The organism is Streptosporangium sp. NPDC002544, from assembly GCF_040295965.1.
Taxonomy (GTDB): domain Bacteria; phylum Actinomycetota; class Actinomycetes; order Streptosporangiales; family Streptosporangiaceae; genus Streptosporangium.
Map to the genome: position 1 here is coordinate 56,837 of NZ_JBEOWJ010000024.1, position 15,838 is coordinate 72,674.

Below are 15,838 nucleotides of genomic sequence, written 5' to 3' on the forward strand. Positions count from 1 at the left end.
TTTAGCGGTGAGCCTGGAGATCGATACCGAAGCGATCCTTGAGAATGCCTCGAATGTTGGGGTAGGTCTTGTTCATCCGATGCGCCAGCACCCGGCCGTGCAACCCCGCGGATCTCGTCTCGTCGAAGGGCTCGATGCGCGGCATCGCGAACAGGCCCGCGTGCTCGGTGTGCCAGAGGGCGCAGGCGTAGCCGAACCCCGCCTCCGCGACCGCCTCCACCTCGCGGGCGCCGTGCTGCCCGTACGGGTAGCAGAAGCCGCCGACCTCCTCACCGGTCAGGTCCTCCAGCATCGTCCTGCTCGTCACGAGTTCCTCGGCCAGCCGCCGGTCGCCGTCCACGGTCGGCAGCCGGGGATGGGTCAGCGAGTGCGAGCCGATCTCCATGCCCGCGGCGGCCACCTCGCGAAGCTGCTCTCGGGTCATCACGTCCCGGGGGACTCCGGGGTCCCAGGAACTGTCGCCGCCCACGTGGCCCGCGACGACGAACACCGTGGCGGTGAAGCCGTGCTCCGCCAGGGTGGGCACGACGGTCGTGGCGAAGTCGGCGTAGCCGTCGTCGAAGGTGAGCCCGACCAGCCCGGCGGCCTGGCCCCTGGCCTCGGCGGCGCGCAGCTCACGCATCGTGACCCCGCGCAGCCCGCGGTCGCGCAGCCAGCGCATGTGGCGCTGGAAGCTGGCCGGAGAGACCGTGATCCGGAGCGGATCCCGACTGAATTCGGCCACGGAATGATAAACCCACACCATCGGCGATTTGTTCACGTGAATCATCCCGGGAGGCTCCAATCGCATCTCTTTGCGCTGGCCTACCATATCGGCGTGAATTCCACTCCACGGGTCGCTCTGGTCGTCACGACGATCGGTCGGCCCGAGACCCTCGACCGCCTGCTCCGCTCGGTGCTTGAGCAGAGCCTCCCGGCCACCGAGATGATCGTCGTCGACCAGAGCGGCGGAACGGGGACCGCGGAGGTCGTCGAGCGCTGGCGGGAACGGCTGCCGGTCCGGCGGGTGAGCACGCCGCGAGGGCTGTCCGCGGGGCGCAACGCCGGGGTGGCGGCGCTCGGGGACTACGACATCGTGGGCTTCCCCGACGACGACACCTGGTACGCCCCCGATACCCTGGCCAGGGTGTGCGAGGCGATCGGCGGGCACGGGGTCGTCTCCGGCATGCTGCTCGACGCGGCGGGGCAGCCGACCCAGCTGGCCTTCGGCGCCGAGCCGGCCGTCCTCGACGGCGCCACCGTGTGGTCCCAGGCCATCGAGGCGACCTGTTTCTACACGGCGGCCTTCATGGGGGCGGTGGGCTCCTTCGACGAGGGGCTCGGAGCGGGCTGCCCGACGCCCTGGCAGTCGGGAGAGGGCACCGATCTGCTCCTGCGCGGGCTGCGGGACGGCTGGTCGATCGCCTACCACCCACGCGTCATCGTCTACGAGGACAACCCCTTCGTTCCCGCGGCCGGTACCAGAGAGTTCCGCCGCAGGGCACGCCACGTCGCGCGGGGGACGGGCAGGGTGTACCGCAGGCACCACGGCTGGGGGGCCCGGCTCAGGGTGCTGGCCAGACCGCTCGGCGGCGCGCTGCTGAGCGCCGCCCGCGCACGTTGGGCGGACGCGGGCTGGCACCTGCAGCGCCTGATCGGACGGTTGGAGGGCATCACGGGAATCCTGCTTCCCGTCCGGCGCCACGTCCACTCCAGGACGTGATCTCCTGAGGGTTCCCGCGCCCGGCATCGCGCGGCCCATGTCCATGATCCATGCCATCTGATTATCACCGTGACGCGGGGCGCTCTCCCCGGTACCTTGAAGTGGGCCGACACTTCCGGGAGACGTCCATGGGCAAGTTCGAAGGAATGGACCCCAAGCTGGTCCGCGACCTGTTGTCCGAGGTGCGGCGGGCGGCCGATCAGATGCGGAACGTCGAGGGCAAGGTCACCCAGCTGATGAGCGGGGCCGGCCTGTCCTCGCAGTCGACCCACAGACCCGTCCAGATCGCCGACGCGTGCGACGTGATGGTCCGTGACGTCTCCGCTCGCGTGGCGTTGCTGGAGAAGAGGATCAACCAGAACGCGACGGCACCTCCCGCCGAGCCCAAGACCGGGGACACGAAGCCTGACAGTGGCACGGCGGGCGACGACGCGAAGCCCGAGACCCCGAAGGCCGACGGCCTCGAACCGGCGGTCGGAGCGGACGACAAGCCCCGCGTCGGTGACCAGTCGGCCGGGAGCACCCAGCGTGACGATCCGAAGGACTCCCCCAAGCCGGAGCCTCCGAAGGGCGACGAGACCAAGCCCGAGACGGGCTCGAAGGGTGACGAGGGCAAGCCGGAGGCGGGCTCGAAGGGTGACGAGACCTCCCCGAGGGACGGTTCGAAGGAGACGCCGAAGCCGGAGGCGTCCGGGGCCGACGACCGGAAGCCGGACACGGGTTCGAAGGGTGACGAGACCTCTCCGCGCGAGGGGGACTCCCCCAAGGAGAACGTCAAGCCGGTTGACACCGCACCGCGCGAGACCCCGAAGCCGGATGCCACGCCCACGCCGGAGGCGCCCAGGGCCGAGGACACGCCGCGCGAGGCTCCGAAACCGGATCCCACTCCAGAGGCGCCCAGGGCCGAGGACACGCCGCGCGAGGCTCCGAAACCGGATCCCACTCCAGAGGCGCCCAGGGCCGAGGACACGCCGCGCGAGACCCCGAAGCCGGATGCCACGCCCACGCCGGAGGCGCCCAGGGCCGAGGATTCGCGGCCGGAGACGCCGAGGGTCGAGGATTTGAAACCCGCGGTTCCCGGGCCCGGTGAGGGGCCTCAGGACGGGGGACGGCCGGTTGGCGACGTGCCACGCCAGACACCCGAGGTCCCCGGCCCGGATGCCACCCCCGTGCCGGAGATGCCCAGAGCCGATGACACGCAGCCGGAGATCGTCAATGTGAACGACACGATGCCCGGCGGGGAGGATTCCGACGCCAAGGGTGACTCCGGTTCCAAGGGTGACGAGACGACGCCGCGGGGGGACGGCTCCGTGGGTGGCGCGCCGGTGAACGATTCCGACGCCAAGGGTGACTCCGGTTCCAAAGGTGACGAGACGACACCGCGGGGGGACGGCTCCGTGGGTGGCGCGCCGGTTGACGATCCCGACGCCAAGGGCGACTCCGGCTCCAAGGGCGACGAGCGCTCGCCCAGGCAGGAGGGCGGCACGTCCGGCAACGACATCCTCGACAGTTACCGGAAGGACCATCCCGACGACATCGACCAGAGCGGCGATCAACGGGCGAAGGTCGTGGAGGTCGACGGTGTGAAGGTGCTCCAGATCCCGCTCGACTCGCCCACGGCGGCCGAGGTCGACGAGTTGCTGAAGAACATCGAGGACATTCCGCCGCTGGAGATGCCTACGGTCGACAACGTCTCCGCCACGGCGGGGCAGCCGGGCTGGGTCGAGCCGCACGGCCCGCTCGATTCGGCCAAGCCCGACTATCCGCTCCTCGACACCGCGGGACCCACCACCGACCAGACCGTCCAGCCGCCGGGCACGGGGGGCGACGCCACCCCCGAACCCGCCGGTACGACCTCCGGTGAGGCGGCTGTTCAGCCGCAGGCCACGACCTCCGCCGTACCCGCCGTCCAGACGGCGGGTACGGCCTCCGGTGAGGCGGCCTCGCAGCCCGCCGTGGTGCCGCGGGGAGACGCCGGCACGCCGTCCATCGGCGACGCGGTCTTCAGCGAGGCACGAGGGGCGGAGGATGCCGCAGGGGGCTCGGGGCAGTCGGCGTGGACGGCTCCCGGGGGGGTGGCCGCCGCACCGGACGGTTCGGTCGCCCGGTGGGCCGGCGGCGGCGACGTCGTCACCGCGGAGGCGAGCCCTCTCGATCTGGACGCCCTCAGGACGCTCGCCGACAACGCCCGGGAGATCGAGCCGCTGGAGATGCCCGGCGTGCGGGTGCCGGAAGGGGAGACCTGGGGCGAGGGGGCCTGGGTGCCCATGGACATCGGGCCCGACGGACCGGCGGGCGACGTGGAGCCGGGGAATCCGCTGCGGCCGATCCCGCCTCCGGGAGGCGGGCAGTGAGCGGGGGCGGGGATCATATCGGCGAGCCCGACTCCCGAGCCGGTCAGCACCGTTACGGCGTCGGGCAGTGAGCGGGGGGCAGGGACTGTGTCAGCGAGGGTGAGGAGCCTGTGATGTTCGTGGATCCACCCGCACCGCAGCCGCTGCAGCCGGGGGAGACCCCGCCGGCCTCGGGCGGCGGCGGTCTGCCGTCCTCGGACGCCGCCACGGCGTGGGAGTTCAACCCCGAATACCAGCGGCTGGTCATGATGTGGCGGCAGGTGCTTCCCGCACTCGACACGCTGACCGCCAGTCTGGACAAGGCCTACCAGCTCGCCAGGAGCAGGGATGTCTGGGACGCCCCGGTCTCCGGCCGCTACGTCGAGGACATGACGGAGTGGCGCACCCGTCTCGGCCTCTACCGGCAGGCGATCCTGACCTCGATCAGCGACCAGGCGGCCGACACGCCGAGATGGGTGCCGGTGGGAGCCGGGGCCCCGCACGCCTTCTCCTGACGTCCTTCCCGGCTCGGCGTCGCCGGTCGGGTCCTTTGGCGCGAGGCCCGTGGGCCGGGCGGTTTTCGAAGCCTCCCGGGGGGACGACCCCAGGGGCCTTCCCGGGGTGTGCGTTTCCGCACGGAGACACGCCTTCCCGTGGCGACACCTCTCTGACCTGGGATAACCGGGGTAGCCGGGCTTACAGTGGGGGTGAGTTGTCATCTTCGGGATGTGAGCCATGGGCGCAGAGCCGTACTACGGGCCAGATTTCGGCCTACTGCAGCGCGAGGATCCGGAGATCGCCCGTGTGCTCCTCGACGAGCTCGACAGGCTCCGCAGCGGCGTCCAGCTGATCGCGAGTGAGAATTTCGCCTCGCCCGCCGTGCTCGCCGCGCTCGGCTCGACGCTCACCAACAAGTACGCGGAGGGCTACCCCGGCAGGCGCTACTACGCCGGATGCGAGGTCGTCGACCGGGCCGAGCAGCTCGCGATCGACCGGGCCAAGCGGCTGTTCGGCGCCGATCACGTCAACGTGCAGCCTCACTCCGGCGCCTCGGCGAATCTGGCGGCCTACGCGGCACTGCTCCAGCCGGGCGACACGGTGCTGGCGATGGCGCTGTCGCACGGCGGCCACCTCACGCACGGTTCCAAGGTCAACTTCTCCGGCCGCTGGTTCGACGTCGTGGCGTACGGCGTGCGCAGGGACACCGAACTGATCGACTATGACGAGGTCAGGGACCTGGCGTTGCAGCATCAGCCCAAAATGATCATATGTGGTGCCACCGCCTATTCCCGAAAGATCGACTTCGCGGCCTTCCGGGGGGTCGCCGATGAGGTGGGCGCCTGGCTGCTCGCCGACGTCGCGCACACCATCGGGCTGATGGCTGGGAACGCCCTGCCGTCCGCCGTGCCGTACGCGGACGTGGTGACCTTCACCACGCACAAGGCGCTGCGCGGCCCGAGAGGGGGCGGGATCATGTGCACCCGGGAGCTGGCCCCCAGGGTCGACCGCGCGGTCTTCCCCTTCGTGCAGGGCGGCCCGCTCATGCACGCGGTGGCGGCCAAGGCCGTGGCGTTCGGCGAGGCGCTGCGCCCCGAGTTCGCGCGGTACGCGCGGCAGGTGGTGGCCAACGCCCGGGTACTGGCCGACGCCCTGGCCGCCGAGGGGATGCGGCCCGTCTCCGGCGGCACCGACAGCCATCTGGCGCTGATCGACCTGCGGGACGTCGGGGTCTCCGGCGCGGTGGCCGAGCAGCGGTGTGGCGCGGCCGGGATCACGCTGAACCGCAACGCGATCCCCTACGATCCGGAGCCGGCCACGGTGACGTCCGGGATCCGGGTGGGCACCCCCTGCGTCACGACCCAGGGAATGGGGGCCGAGGAGATGAAGGCGGTGGCCTCGATGGTGGCACAGGCCATCCGCAACCCCGACGCAGTGGGTGAAATACGGGAGCGCGTCGCGGCGCTGACGAGCCTCCATCAGATATATCCCAGCGAACTATGAGCTGTTCTGTGGCGTTTTCCGGTCACAGGTGGCCGGACTATCCGCGAAACTGGTTCCGTGCGCGAATACCTACTCATGGCGCTCGTCGCGGCCGCGGTGACATACCTGCTGGTCCCACTGGTCCGCGTTTTCGCCGTCCGTATCGGTGCCATGCCCGAGGTCCGCGACCGTGACGTGCACACCACGCCGACGCCCAGACTCGGTGGCCTGGCGATGTACGGCGGTCTCGTCGCCGGTCTGCTGATCGCCGGCGAGTTGCCCTATGCCGGGGGCAAGCTGGCGGCCGAGGGCCAGGGCAAGACGGTGATCGCGCTGATCGCCGCGGGAGGGCTGATCACGCTGACCGGCTTTCTGGACGACTGGCTGGGGATGGACGCCCTCGTCAAGCTCGCCGGGCAGATCGGCGCGGCGGGCGTGCTCGTCGCCTTCGGCGTCAGCCTGCCGTGGCTCCCGCTGCCCACGGCGCTGGGCGGGCAGACCATTCTCGACTCCACGCTGAGCCCGCTGATCACGATCCTGATCGTGGTCGTCATGATCAACGCCGTCAACTTCGTCGACGGGCTCGACGGTCTGGCCGCCGGGATCGTGGGCATCGCCGCGATGGCCACATGGACGTACTCGGTGGCCCTGTCGAAGGACTACGGCAACACCAGCATCAACGTGACGGCGGTCATCGCCTCGGTGCTCATCGGGATCTGCCTGGGCTTCCTGCCGCACAACTTCCACCCGGCGAAGATCTTCATGGGGGACACCGGGGCGATGCTGATCGGCTTGGTCCTCGCCTCCACGATGATCCTGGTGACGCCGCTCGACTCCAGCAGCATCAACCGCTTCCCCGTCATCCTCCCCCTGCTCGTGCCGGTCGCGATCCTGGTGCTTCCGCTGCTCGATCTGATCATGGCGGTGGTCCGGCGCACGTCCAACGGCCTGTCGCCGTTCGCGCCCGACCGAGGGCATCTCCACCACCGCCTGCTGGACATCGGGCACTCACACCGCCGCAGCGTCATGATCATGTACGCCTGGACCTTCCTGTTCGCCTTCGCGGTCGTGGCACTGTCCATCGAGGGTGTCCCGCTCATCCTGTTCCCGCTGACCGTGCTGCTCGCCATCGGCGTGCTGGTGATGATGGCGCTGCCCCGCTGGCGGGCCCGCCGCGACGTCGGCGGGTCCGGAGGGCAGGGCCCGACCGGCACCGCCGGGCCCGCCGGGCCCGCGGCTCCCACGGGATTCAGCGGTCCCACCGAGGGGCCGGGGCGGCAGGTGCGACCGGGCGAGCCGCAGGCCCGGGTCCGGCCCCACCCCTACCCCTCGGAGACGCCGGGGCCCCGTCCGGCCGTCAGCGGCGACGACGGCGACGGCACCGCCACGCTCTCGGCGCTGCCCGGCCTGTCACTCACCGCTCCCCGGCAAGGTTTCTCAAACCCTGAGACGCGGCGTTGAGCGGTCCATCTCAGCTGCTTGATCGTTCACTTGAAACGGCAGGTAAAGGCGCTCTTCCATGAGCTTGTGATAGCTTTCACTAACGGATCCATGGTTCAGCTGGATCTTCGAGGTAGCAATCGCTCGCTTGATAACAGTCACTGGGAGTGCCGATGCAGGCCAATGACGTGCGCGTCCTCAAAGGGGCCGTGATACCCACCGCCGCCGCGGGTGCGGTCGTCATCCTCACGGCGGCTCTGCTCTCCGGTGCCAAGGGGGCACTGGGGGCCGCGATCGGCCTCCTGGTGGTGGCGGTCTTCTTCACGGTCAGCCTGGTCGCGGTCTCCTCCGCGAGCCGGGTCTCTCCCGTTGTGATGATGGTCACCGCGGTCGCCACCTACGCGGTGAAGGTCCTGATCATCATGGCGCTCCTCAAGGTGTTCGAGAGCGCCACGGCGTTCGAGCCGCGTGCCTTCGGCTGGTCGGCGATCATCTGCACCGTCGTCTGGACGGCCGGCGAGATGCGGGGCTTCGTGAAGACGAAGATGCTCTACGTCGACCCGGGTGCCGCTGTCCCTGGACAGGGTGGCCCCCGATGAGGCGTATCATGACCGGGCGGCGGGACCCGATATGACTAGTCATCTCCCCGGCTGCTATTGTCATGCCCGCAATGAGCGAACAAGAACGCAGGCCCGAGAGCGATGGCCGCGACTTCGCCAACGCTGCCTGGTCGGTTCCCAGCTACATTCTCTCCGGGATCATCCTGTACGGCGGCGGCGGTTGGTTGCTGAGCCGTTGGACTGGCGTGGCCGTGTTCACACCGATCGGAGTGATCGTCGGTGTCGTTCTCGCCATCTACCTGGTCTACCGGAAATACGGTCGCTGACCTCGCGCGGCGGTCGCTTCGCTGAGGAAGCAGTCTTGATCCACTACCACGTTGAAGGGAACGCCGCGTGAAGGCGCTGACGGTCCTCGCCGCCGACGAGTTCAAGGCCCCGGGGCTTGAGCTGTTCGATCTCCCCCCGATCATTCCCGGCGTCACCTGGTTCACCAAGCCGGTGCTGCTCGCCCTGCTGAGCTCGCTCGTGGTCATAGCCTTCTGCTGGTCGGCCTTCGCCAACCCGAAGCTGGTGCCCCGGGGCATCCAGAACATCGGTGAGTACGGTTACATGTTCGTCCGCGATCAGGTAGCTCGTCCCTTTCTGGGCAAGGACGCCGACCGCTGGATGGGCCTGCTGCTGAGCCTGTTCTTCCTGGTCTGGATCTGGAACCTGATGGGGGTCGTCCCCTTCCTGCAGTTCCCGATCGCCTCGCACATCGCCTTCCCGATCGTGCTGGCGGTAAGCGTCTACGTGCTGAAGATCTACCTGGGCATGAAGCACCAGGGAGGGCTCGGCTACTTCAAGAACATGATGTTCCCCCCCGGCCTGCCCAAGCCGATCTACGTGCTGCTCGCGCCGATCGAGTTCCTCTCCAACATGATCGTGGCGCCGTTCACCCACGCGGTGCGACTCTTCGCCAACATGTTCGCGGGCCACATCATCCTGGCCTTCTTCAGCGCCGTTGGTTTCTGGTTCCTCTTCGAGCAGCTCACGCCGCTCGGCGCCCCGGTCGGTGTCGTCGCCGTCATCATGACGATCGCGATGACCGCGTTCGAGATGTTCATCCAGTTCCTGCAGGCCTTCCTGTTCGCGCTGCTCGCCGCGATGTACATCGGCGGCTCGCTGCACGCCGAGCACTAAGACCCTTCTCCTCCAGTTCAGACCGGTGAGACCCGTTCACCGGCCATCTTGTAAAGGAAACAGCAATGAGCATCCTCGCTGAGGTCACCGGCAACATCGGCTCCATCGGTTACGGGCTCGCCACGCTTGGCCCCGGCATCGGTGTCGGTCTCATCTTCGGTAACGGTCTGCAGGCCATCGCCCGCCAGCCCGAGACCTACGGTCTGATCCGCCAGAACATGCTGCTGGGCTTCGTGCTCGTCGAGGCGCTGGCCCTGATCGGCCTTGTCGCGCCGTTCATCTACTGATCGAAGACACCCTGACGGAAGGCTGCATCGATGACTACCGCAGCTAAGCTCCTGGCGGCCGAGGGCGGCACCAGCCCGATCATGCCGCACCTCTACGAGCTGGTCGTCGGCGGTTTCGCGTTCTTCGTCGTCCTCTTCGTCGTCGGTAAGATCCTCACCCCGCGAATCCAGAAGACCCTGGCCGAGCGGACCGATGCGATCGAAGGCGGCATCAAGCGAGCCGAGGACGCCCAGGCCGAGGCCCAGGCGCTGCTCAAGCAGTACAAGGACCAGCTCGCCGAGGCTCGTCACGAGGCTTCCCGCCTCCGTGAGGAAGCTCGCGAGCAGGGTGCGCAGATCAAGGCCGAGCTCCGCGAGGAGGCGCAGGCCGAGGCCCGCCGTCTCGTCGAGGCTGCGCACCTGCAGATCGAGGCCGACCGTCAGCAGGCGTTCGCCCAGCTCCGCGCGGAGCTCGGTCGTCTGTCGATCGATCTGGCCGGTCGTATCGTCGGCGAGTCCCTTGAGGACGAGGCGCGCCAGCGCCGCACCGTGGACCGGTTCCTTGAGGAGCTCGAGTCGAGCAGCGCGGCGGTCCGCTGATGAGAGGTCTGAGCAGGGCTTCGCTGGCCGAGGTCGAAGAGCGCTTCAACGCCGTCGCGGGAAGCGCCGACCTCGGCACGCTGGCCGACGAGCTCTTCTCGGTCGCCGACCTGTTCGACCGTGAGCACGGGCTCCGCCGCAACCTCTCCGACCCCGCCCGGCCCGCGGCCCAGAAGGCGCAGGTCATACGGGTGCTGCTGGAGGGCAAGGTCAGCGATGCCGCGCTGGAGACGGTCGCCGCGGCCGTGTCCGCGCGGTGGGCCCGATCCGGCGACCTGGCCGACGCCCTTGAGCGTCTCGGCGTCATCGCCGCCTCCGCGGAGGCCGAGGCGCAGAGCAGGCTCGACGACGTCGAGGACGAGCTGTTCAGGTTCGGGCGCATCGTCGCCTCGAACCTGGAACTGCACCGGACCCTGACCTCCACGACGGCACCGGAGCAGGCCAAGCGGGAACTGCTGGGCTCCCTGCTCGCCGACAAGGTCGCCCCCACCACTCTCCGCCTGGTCACGCAGCTCGTGGTACACCCGCGAGGACGTAGCCTGGACAGTGGCCTTGAGGAGTTCGGAAAGCTGGTCGCCGCCCAGCGGCAGCGCCTCGTCGCGGTGGTGCGGAGCGCCATCGTGCTCTCAGAGGAGCAGAAGCAGCGTCTCGCCACGTGGCTGCGCACCTCGTACGGCCGCGACGTTCATCTGAACGTCGAGGTGGATCCGCGGGTGCTGGGAGGGTTCTCGGTGCACATCGGGGACGATCTCATCGACACCACCATCGCGGGACGAATCGAAGAAGTCCGCCGCCGGTTGGCCGGCTAGGCGAATAGGGAGACTGAAGAGAGATGGCGGAGCTTACGATCCGGCCGGACGAGATCCGGGACGCACTTGAGCGCTTCGTCCAGGCGTACGAGCCGGAAGGCGCCGCGCGTGAGGAGATCGGGACCGTCGTCGACTGCGGCGACGGTATCGCCCATGTCTCCGGCCTTCCCTCGGCGATGGCGAACGAGCTGCTTGAGTTCGAGGACGGCACGCGTGGCCTGGCACTGAACCTGGACGTCCGGGAGATCGGTGTCGTTGTTCTGGGCGACTTCAGCAAGATCGAGGAGGGCCAGTCGGTCCGCCGGACAGGCGAGGTCCTGTCCGTGCCGGTCGGCGACGGCTTCCTCGGCCGAGTGGTCGACCCGCTGGGCATTCCGCTGGACGGCAAGGGTGCCATCGAGTCCGAGGGTGTTCGTCCCCTCGAGGTTCAGGCGCCTTCCGTCGTGCAGCGCCAGCCGGTGAAGGAGCCCCTCGCCACCGGCATCAAGGCGATCGACGCGATGACCGCGATCGGCCGTGGCCAGCGCCAGCTGATCATCGGTGACCGTGGCACCGGCAAGACCGCGATCGCCGTGGACACCATCCTCAACCAGCGGGAGAACTGGCTCTCCGGCGACCCGGACAAGCAGGTCCGCTGCGTCTACGTCGCGGTCGGCCAGAAGGGTTCCACGATCGCCCAGGTCAAGGCTCGCCTTGAGGAGGCGGGCGCGCTGGAGTACACCACCATCGTCGCCTCTCCGGCGTCCGACCCGGCCGGTTACAAGTACCTCGCCCCCTACACCGGTTCGGCCATCGGCCAGCACTGGATGTACCAGGGCAAGCACGTTCTCATCGTTTTCGACGACCTGACCAAGCAGGCCGACGCCTACCGCGCGGTCTCCCTGCTGCTCCGTCGTCCGCCGGGCCGCGAGGCCTACCCCGGTGACGTCTTCTACCTGCACTCCCGCCTCCTGGAGCGTTGCGCGAAGCTGTCGAAGGAGATGGGTTCCGGCTCGATGACCGGTCTGCCGATCATCGAGACGAAGGGCAACGACGTCTCGGCGTTCATCCCGACCAACGTCATCTCCATCACCGACGGCCAGGTCTTCCTGGAGACGGACCTGTTCAACGCCGGTGTCCGTCCCGCCATCAACGTCGGTGTCTCGGTTTCCCGAGTCGGCGGCTCGGCCCAGACCAAGGCGATGAAGTCGGTCGCCGGAACGCTGCGCCTGTCGCTCTCCCAGTACCGTGACCTGGAGGCCTTCGCCTCCTTCGCCTCCGACCTGGACGCGGCGTCCAAGGCTCAGCTGGAGCGCGGTCAGCGCCTGGTCGAGCTGCTCAAGCAGCCGCAGTACAGCCCCTTCCCGGTCGAGCACGAGGTCGTCTCCATCTGGGCCGGCACCACCGGTGAGCTCGACGAGGTCCCGGTCGAGGACATCCGCCGTTTCGAGGCGGAGTTCCTGGACTACATCGGTCGAGAGAAGAAGGGCATCTTCGACAGCATCCGAGAGACCAAGGCCCTGTCCGAGGACACGGTCACCGCTCTCAAGGACGCCGTCACCGCGTTCAAGAAGACCTTCGAGACCTCCGCGGGCGAGCTGCTGGTCAACGAGGAGCCGGTCGAGGCGCTCGGCGCCGAAGAGGTCGGCCAGGAAAAGATCACCAAGCGCGTCCGTACGGCTGAGAAGAAGTAGCCGATGGGTGCCCAGCTAAGACTGCTGCGGCGGCGGATCAAGTCGGTCAAGTCAACGGCGAAGATCACGCGCGCCCAGGAGCTCATCGCTTCATCGCGCATCGTGAAGGCGCAGTTGCGGATGCAGGCGGCGGTGCCGTACGAGCGCGAGATCACTCGCGCCGTGACGGGCGTCGTCAGCAACACCGCCAGCGTCGACCACCCGCTGACCGTGGAGAAGGAGCGGCCGGCCAGGGCCGCCGTGCTCATCGTCACCAGCGACAGCGGCTTCTGCGGCGGCTTCAACGCGAACATCCTGCGTGAGGCCGAGGCCCTCGGCGGTCTGCTGAAGGACAGGGGCATCGAGCCCGTGCCCTTCGTGACCGGCCGCAAGGGCGTCGCCTGGCACAGCTTCCGTGGCCGCGAGATGAGCGGGCAGTGGACGGGGTTCTCCCGTAAGCCCTCCTACTCGGACGCCAAGGAGATCGCCGGTGTGCTGATCGACTCGTTCTCGGCCGAGGACGGGGTGGACGAGATCCACATCGTCTCGACCCAGTTCGTCTCGATGCTGACGCAGGAGGTCGTGATCAAGCGAATCCTGCCGTTGGAGGTCGAGGAGACCGTCGAGCCGGTGGACAGCACGCCGTTGCCGTACTTCGAGTTCGAGCCCAGCGCGGCCGATGTTCTCGACACGCTGCTGCCGCGCTACGTGGAGTCGCGCATCTTCAGTGCGCTGCTCCAGTCGGCGGCCTCGGAAGAGGCGTCGCGTCGCCGGGCGATGAAGTCGGCGACCGACAACGCCAACGAGCTCATCCGAACGTTCACCCAGCAGATGAACCAAGCTCGCCAGGCCGAGATCACCCAGGAAATCAGCGAGATCGTCGGTGGCGCGAGCGCGCTGGCTGACTCCGCAGCGGGGAAAGAGTGAAATGACTGCACAGACTGTTGAGACCGGCGTGGGCCGCGTCGCGCGGGTCACCGGTCCCGTCGTCGACGTGGAGTTCCCCGTCGAGGCGATGCCCGAGATCTACAACGCGCTCACCACCGAGGTCACCCTCGGCGGGGAGACCAGGCTGCTGACCCTGGAGGTCGCCCAGCACCTGGGTGACAACCTGGTCCGGGCCATTTCCATGCAGCCCACCGACGGTGTGACCCGTGGTGCGGCGGTGACCGACACCGGCGCGGCCATCTCCGTACCGGTCGGCGACGTCGTCAAGGGCCACGTGTGGAGCACGCTCGGTGAGGCACTGGACGTGCCCACCGCGTCGCTCAAGATCGAGGAGCGCTGGGGCATCCACCGCCCCTCGCCCGCCTTCGACACCCTTGAGTCGCGCACCGAGATGCTGACCACCGGCATCAAGGTCATCGACCTGCTCACCCCGTACGTGCAGGGTGGCAAGATCGGCCTGTTCGGCGGCGCGGGCGTGGGCAAGACCGTTCTGATCCAGGAGATGATCCGCCGGGTCGCCCGCAACTTCGGTGGCACCTCGGTGTTCGCCGGTGTCGGTGAGCGTACCCGTGAGGGCAACGACCTCTGGCTGGAGATGGAGGAGGCGAACGTCCTCAAGGACACCGCGCTCGTCTTCGGCCAGATGGACGAGCCCCCGGGCACCCGTCTGCGCGTCGCGCTCTCCGCGCTGACCATGGCGGAGTACTTCCGTGACGTGCAGAAGCAGGACGTGCTGCTCTTCATCGACAACATCTTCCGGTTCACCCAGGCCGGCTCCGAGGTGTCCACCCTGCTCGGCCGCATGCCGTCCGCGGTGGGTTACCAGCCGACCCTGGCCGACGAGATGGGTGTTCTGCAGGAGCGCATCACCTCGACCCGCGGTCACTCGATCACCTCCATGCAGGCGATCTACGTCCCCGCGGACGACATCACCGACCCGGCCCCGCACAACGCGTTCGCGCACCTCGACGCGCAGACCGTGCTCTCGCGGCCGATCTCGGAGAAGGGCATCTACCCCGCGGTGGACCCGCTCGACTCCACCTCGCGGATCCTCGACCCGCTGATCGTGGGCGAGGAGCACTACCGCGTGGCTCAGGAGACCAAGCGGATCCTGCAGAAGTACAAGGAACTGCAGGACATCATCGCGATCCTCGGTATCGACGAGCTCTCCGAAGAGGACAAGGTCACCGTCAACCGGGCCCGTCGCATCGAGCGCTTCCTGTCCCACCCGATGTACGCCGCCGAGGCGTTCACCGGTCAGCCCGGAGAGAACGTGCCGCTGGACGAGACCATCGCCTCGTTCAAGGGTCTGTGCGCCGGCGACTACGACCACCTGCCCGAGCAGGCGTTCTTCATGGTCGGTGGCATCGACCAGGCCGTGGCCAAGGCCAAGGAACTCGCCCGCTAGTCGCCTTCGGTGCCGGTACGGTCACGCGGTCGTACCGGCACCTGGTTCGATAGGGAACTGGAGAGAAAGTGGCGAAGCTGCGAGTAGGCGTCGTCTCCCCGGAGCGGGAGATCTGGTCCGGCGAGGCCGACATGGTGATTGCCAAGACCGTCGACGGCGAGATCGGTATCATGCCTAGACACGCACCCGTACTCGGCGTTCTCGTCGAGGGCGGGCTGCTGAAGATCAAGCGAGGTGACGGCGAGGCCGATCTCGTCGCCGCCGTCCACGGAGGATTCCTCTCGGTGGCCGACGACGAGGTGTCGATCCTGGCCGAGATCGCCGAGCTTGGTTCCGAGATCGACATCGCCCGGGCCAGAAGCGCGCTGGAGCGGGCTCAGGCCTCGGTCGAGTCCGGCCAGGAAGACGCGGACGCGGCCGCCGAGGCCGCCGCCGAGGCCAAGCGTGCCAGGGCCCGGCTGCGCGCGGCCGGAGAAGAAGTCGGATAAATTCGGCTTCTTAGCGGTAAGGGCTTGTTGGGGGGCGGGCAGACATGGTGGTGCTGGACGTACTCATCGTGGTGGGGCTGCTCGTCGCCCTCCTGGCGCTCAGGGTGCTCATCCTGACCCGCTTCCGAGGGTCGGTGCTGTGTTGCCTGCGCCCCATGTCGAGGGAGCGGGGGTGGCGGGTCGGAGTGGCCCGCTATGCCGACGGCCACCTCAACTGGATCCCGCTCATAGGTCTGCTTCCAAGGCCGCGCCACGTCATCGTGAGGCGCGGCCTTGTCGTTTCCGGCCGTCGTAAGGTCGGCTCCGGTGAGTTCTTCGGGTTCATCGAGGGGGTGACGGCGCTTGAGTGCCGCAACGGGCAGAGCGCCTTCGAACTCGCCATGGGATACCGCGCACTGACCGGTTTCGTGGCCTGGCTGGAGTCCGCCCCGCCCAGCGCCCATCTCGACGTCGCCTGATCCTCCGCGCCC

The 15,838-nt window shown here is 68.5% G+C and carries 17 protein-coding genes; 16 read left to right on the forward strand and 1 reads right to left on the reverse strand.

The annotated features are described in order from the left end of the window. Position 1: 1 nt before the first annotated feature. Positions 2 to 724, reverse strand: coding sequence for a polysaccharide deacetylase family protein (locus ABT061_RS31160; protein WP_350924672.1), 723 nt, complete (start codon positions 722 to 724; stop codon positions 2 to 4). A 93-nt stretch (positions 725 to 817) separates the two neighbouring features. On the opposite strand from ABT061_RS31160, the gene ABT061_RS31165 reads away from it, so the two are divergent. The 16 genes from ABT061_RS31165 to ABT061_RS31240 all read left to right on the forward strand — a co-directional run bounded on the left by ABT061_RS31165 (position 818) and on the right by ABT061_RS31240 (position 15,826). Next, positions 818 to 1,702, forward strand: a complete 885-nt coding sequence (locus tag ABT061_RS31165) for a glycosyltransferase family 2 protein (protein ID WP_350924674.1) — start codon at positions 818 to 820, stop codon at positions 1,700 to 1,702. 128 nt (positions 1,703 to 1,830) lie between these two features. Continuing rightward, positions 1,831 to 4,056 (forward strand): hypothetical protein, encoded by a 2,226-nt coding sequence (locus ABT061_RS31170; protein ID WP_350924676.1) that lies wholly within the window; start codon positions 1,831 to 1,833, stop codon positions 4,054 to 4,056. 113 nt (positions 4,057 to 4,169) lie between these two features. Further along, entirely contained in the window at positions 4,170 to 4,550 is a 381-nt protein-coding gene (locus ABT061_RS31175) for a hypothetical protein (protein ID WP_350924678.1), read from the forward strand. A 220-nt stretch (positions 4,551 to 4,770) separates the two neighbouring features. After that, positions 4,771 to 6,036, forward strand: a complete 1,266-nt coding sequence (glyA, locus tag ABT061_RS31180) for a serine hydroxymethyltransferase (RefSeq protein ID WP_350924680.1) — start codon at positions 4,771 to 4,773, stop codon at positions 6,034 to 6,036. Between the two features lie 57 nt (positions 6,037 to 6,093). Beyond that, positions 6,094 to 7,476, forward strand: coding sequence for a glycosyltransferase family 4 protein (locus ABT061_RS31185; RefSeq protein ID WP_350924682.1), 1,383 nt, complete (start codon positions 6,094 to 6,096; stop codon positions 7,474 to 7,476). A 152-nt stretch (positions 7,477 to 7,628) separates the two neighbouring features. Beyond that, a complete protein-coding gene (locus ABT061_RS31190) occupies positions 7,629 to 8,054 on the forward strand; it encodes a Cg1360 family ATP-synthase-associated protein (protein WP_350924685.1) in 426 nt (141 codons plus the stop codon). Between the two features lie 71 nt (positions 8,055 to 8,125). After that, positions 8,126 to 8,341, forward strand: a complete 216-nt coding sequence (locus ABT061_RS31195; RefSeq protein ID WP_343975662.1) for an AtpZ/AtpI family protein — start codon at positions 8,126 to 8,128, stop codon at positions 8,339 to 8,341. A 67-nt stretch (positions 8,342 to 8,408) separates the two neighbouring features. After that, entirely contained in the window at positions 8,409 to 9,197 is a 789-nt protein-coding gene (gene atpB, locus ABT061_RS31200; protein WP_350924687.1) for a F0F1 ATP synthase subunit A, read from the forward strand. Positions 9,198 to 9,262: 65 nt separating this feature from the next. Continuing rightward, positions 9,263 to 9,484: an ATP synthase F0 subunit C gene (atpE, locus tag ABT061_RS31205; protein ID WP_343975656.1), complete on the forward strand. Its 222-nt coding sequence runs from the start codon at positions 9,263 to 9,265 to the stop codon at positions 9,482 to 9,484. 30 nt (positions 9,485 to 9,514) lie between these two features. Continuing rightward, on the forward strand, positions 9,515 to 10,063 hold the full coding sequence (locus ABT061_RS31210) for a F0F1 ATP synthase subunit B (protein ID WP_350924690.1): 549 nt from the start codon (positions 9,515 to 9,517) through the stop codon (positions 10,061 to 10,063). Beyond that, entirely contained in the window at positions 10,063 to 10,872 is an 810-nt protein-coding gene (locus tag ABT061_RS31215; RefSeq protein ID WP_350924692.1) for a F0F1 ATP synthase subunit delta, read from the forward strand. Before ABT061_RS31210 ends, ABT061_RS31215 begins: the two co-directional genes overlap by 1 nt. Before the next feature lie 23 nt (positions 10,873 to 10,895). Then, positions 10,896 to 12,545: a F0F1 ATP synthase subunit alpha gene (atpA, locus tag ABT061_RS31220; protein WP_350924694.1), complete on the forward strand. Its 1,650-nt coding sequence runs from the start codon at positions 10,896 to 10,898 to the stop codon at positions 12,543 to 12,545. Positions 12,546 to 12,548: 3 nt separating this feature from the next. Beyond that, on the forward strand, positions 12,549 to 13,451 hold the full coding sequence (locus ABT061_RS31225; RefSeq protein ID WP_350924696.1) for a F0F1 ATP synthase subunit gamma: 903 nt from the start codon (positions 12,549 to 12,551) through the stop codon (positions 13,449 to 13,451). Between the two features lies 1 nt (position 13,452). Beyond that, entirely contained in the window at positions 13,453 to 14,880 is a 1,428-nt protein-coding gene (gene atpD / locus ABT061_RS31230; protein ID WP_350924698.1) for a F0F1 ATP synthase subunit beta, read from the forward strand. Positions 14,881 to 14,948: 68 nt separating this feature from the next. Further along, entirely contained in the window at positions 14,949 to 15,368 is a 420-nt protein-coding gene (locus ABT061_RS31235; RefSeq protein WP_350924700.1) for a F0F1 ATP synthase subunit epsilon, read from the forward strand. Between the two features lie 44 nt (positions 15,369 to 15,412). Continuing rightward, positions 15,413 to 15,826: a DUF2550 domain-containing protein gene (locus ABT061_RS31240; protein WP_350924702.1), complete on the forward strand. Its 414-nt coding sequence runs from the start codon at positions 15,413 to 15,415 to the stop codon at positions 15,824 to 15,826. Positions 15,827 to 15,838 lie beyond the last annotated feature (12 nt).

Excerpts from the sequence above, each read along its gene's own strand:
- ABT061_RS31170 (WP_350924676.1), top strand. The coding sequence starts at position 1,831 with ATGGGCAAGTTCGAAGGAATGGACCCCAAGCTGGTCCGCGACCTGTTG.
- ABT061_RS31175 (WP_350924678.1), top strand. The coding sequence starts at position 4,170 with ATGTTCGTGGATCCACCCGCACCGCAGCCGCTGCAGCCGGGGGAGACC.
- glyA (WP_350924680.1), top strand. The coding sequence starts at position 4,771 with ATGGGCGCAGAGCCGTACTACGGGCCAGATTTCGGCCTACTGCAGCGC.
- ABT061_RS31190 (WP_350924685.1), top strand. The coding sequence starts at position 7,629 with ATGCAGGCCAATGACGTGCGCGTCCTCAAAGGGGCCGTGATACCCACC.
- ABT061_RS31195 (WP_343975662.1), top strand. The coding sequence starts at position 8,126 with ATGAGCGAACAAGAACGCAGGCCCGAGAGCGATGGCCGCGACTTCGCC.
- atpE (WP_343975656.1), top strand. The coding sequence starts at position 9,263 with ATGAGCATCCTCGCTGAGGTCACCGGCAACATCGGCTCCATCGGTTAC.
- ABT061_RS31210 (WP_350924690.1), top strand. The coding sequence starts at position 9,515 with ATGACTACCGCAGCTAAGCTCCTGGCGGCCGAGGGCGGCACCAGCCCG.
- ABT061_RS31215 (WP_350924692.1), top strand. The coding sequence starts at position 10,063 with ATGAGAGGTCTGAGCAGGGCTTCGCTGGCCGAGGTCGAAGAGCGCTTC.
- atpA (WP_350924694.1), top strand. The coding sequence starts at position 10,896 with ATGGCGGAGCTTACGATCCGGCCGGACGAGATCCGGGACGCACTTGAG.
- ABT061_RS31225 (WP_350924696.1), top strand. The coding sequence starts at position 12,549 with ATGGGTGCCCAGCTAAGACTGCTGCGGCGGCGGATCAAGTCGGTCAAG.
- atpD (WP_350924698.1), top strand. The coding sequence starts at position 13,453 with ATGACTGCACAGACTGTTGAGACCGGCGTGGGCCGCGTCGCGCGGGTC.
- ABT061_RS31240 (WP_350924702.1), top strand. The coding sequence starts at position 15,413 with ATGGTGGTGCTGGACGTACTCATCGTGGTGGGGCTGCTCGTCGCCCTC.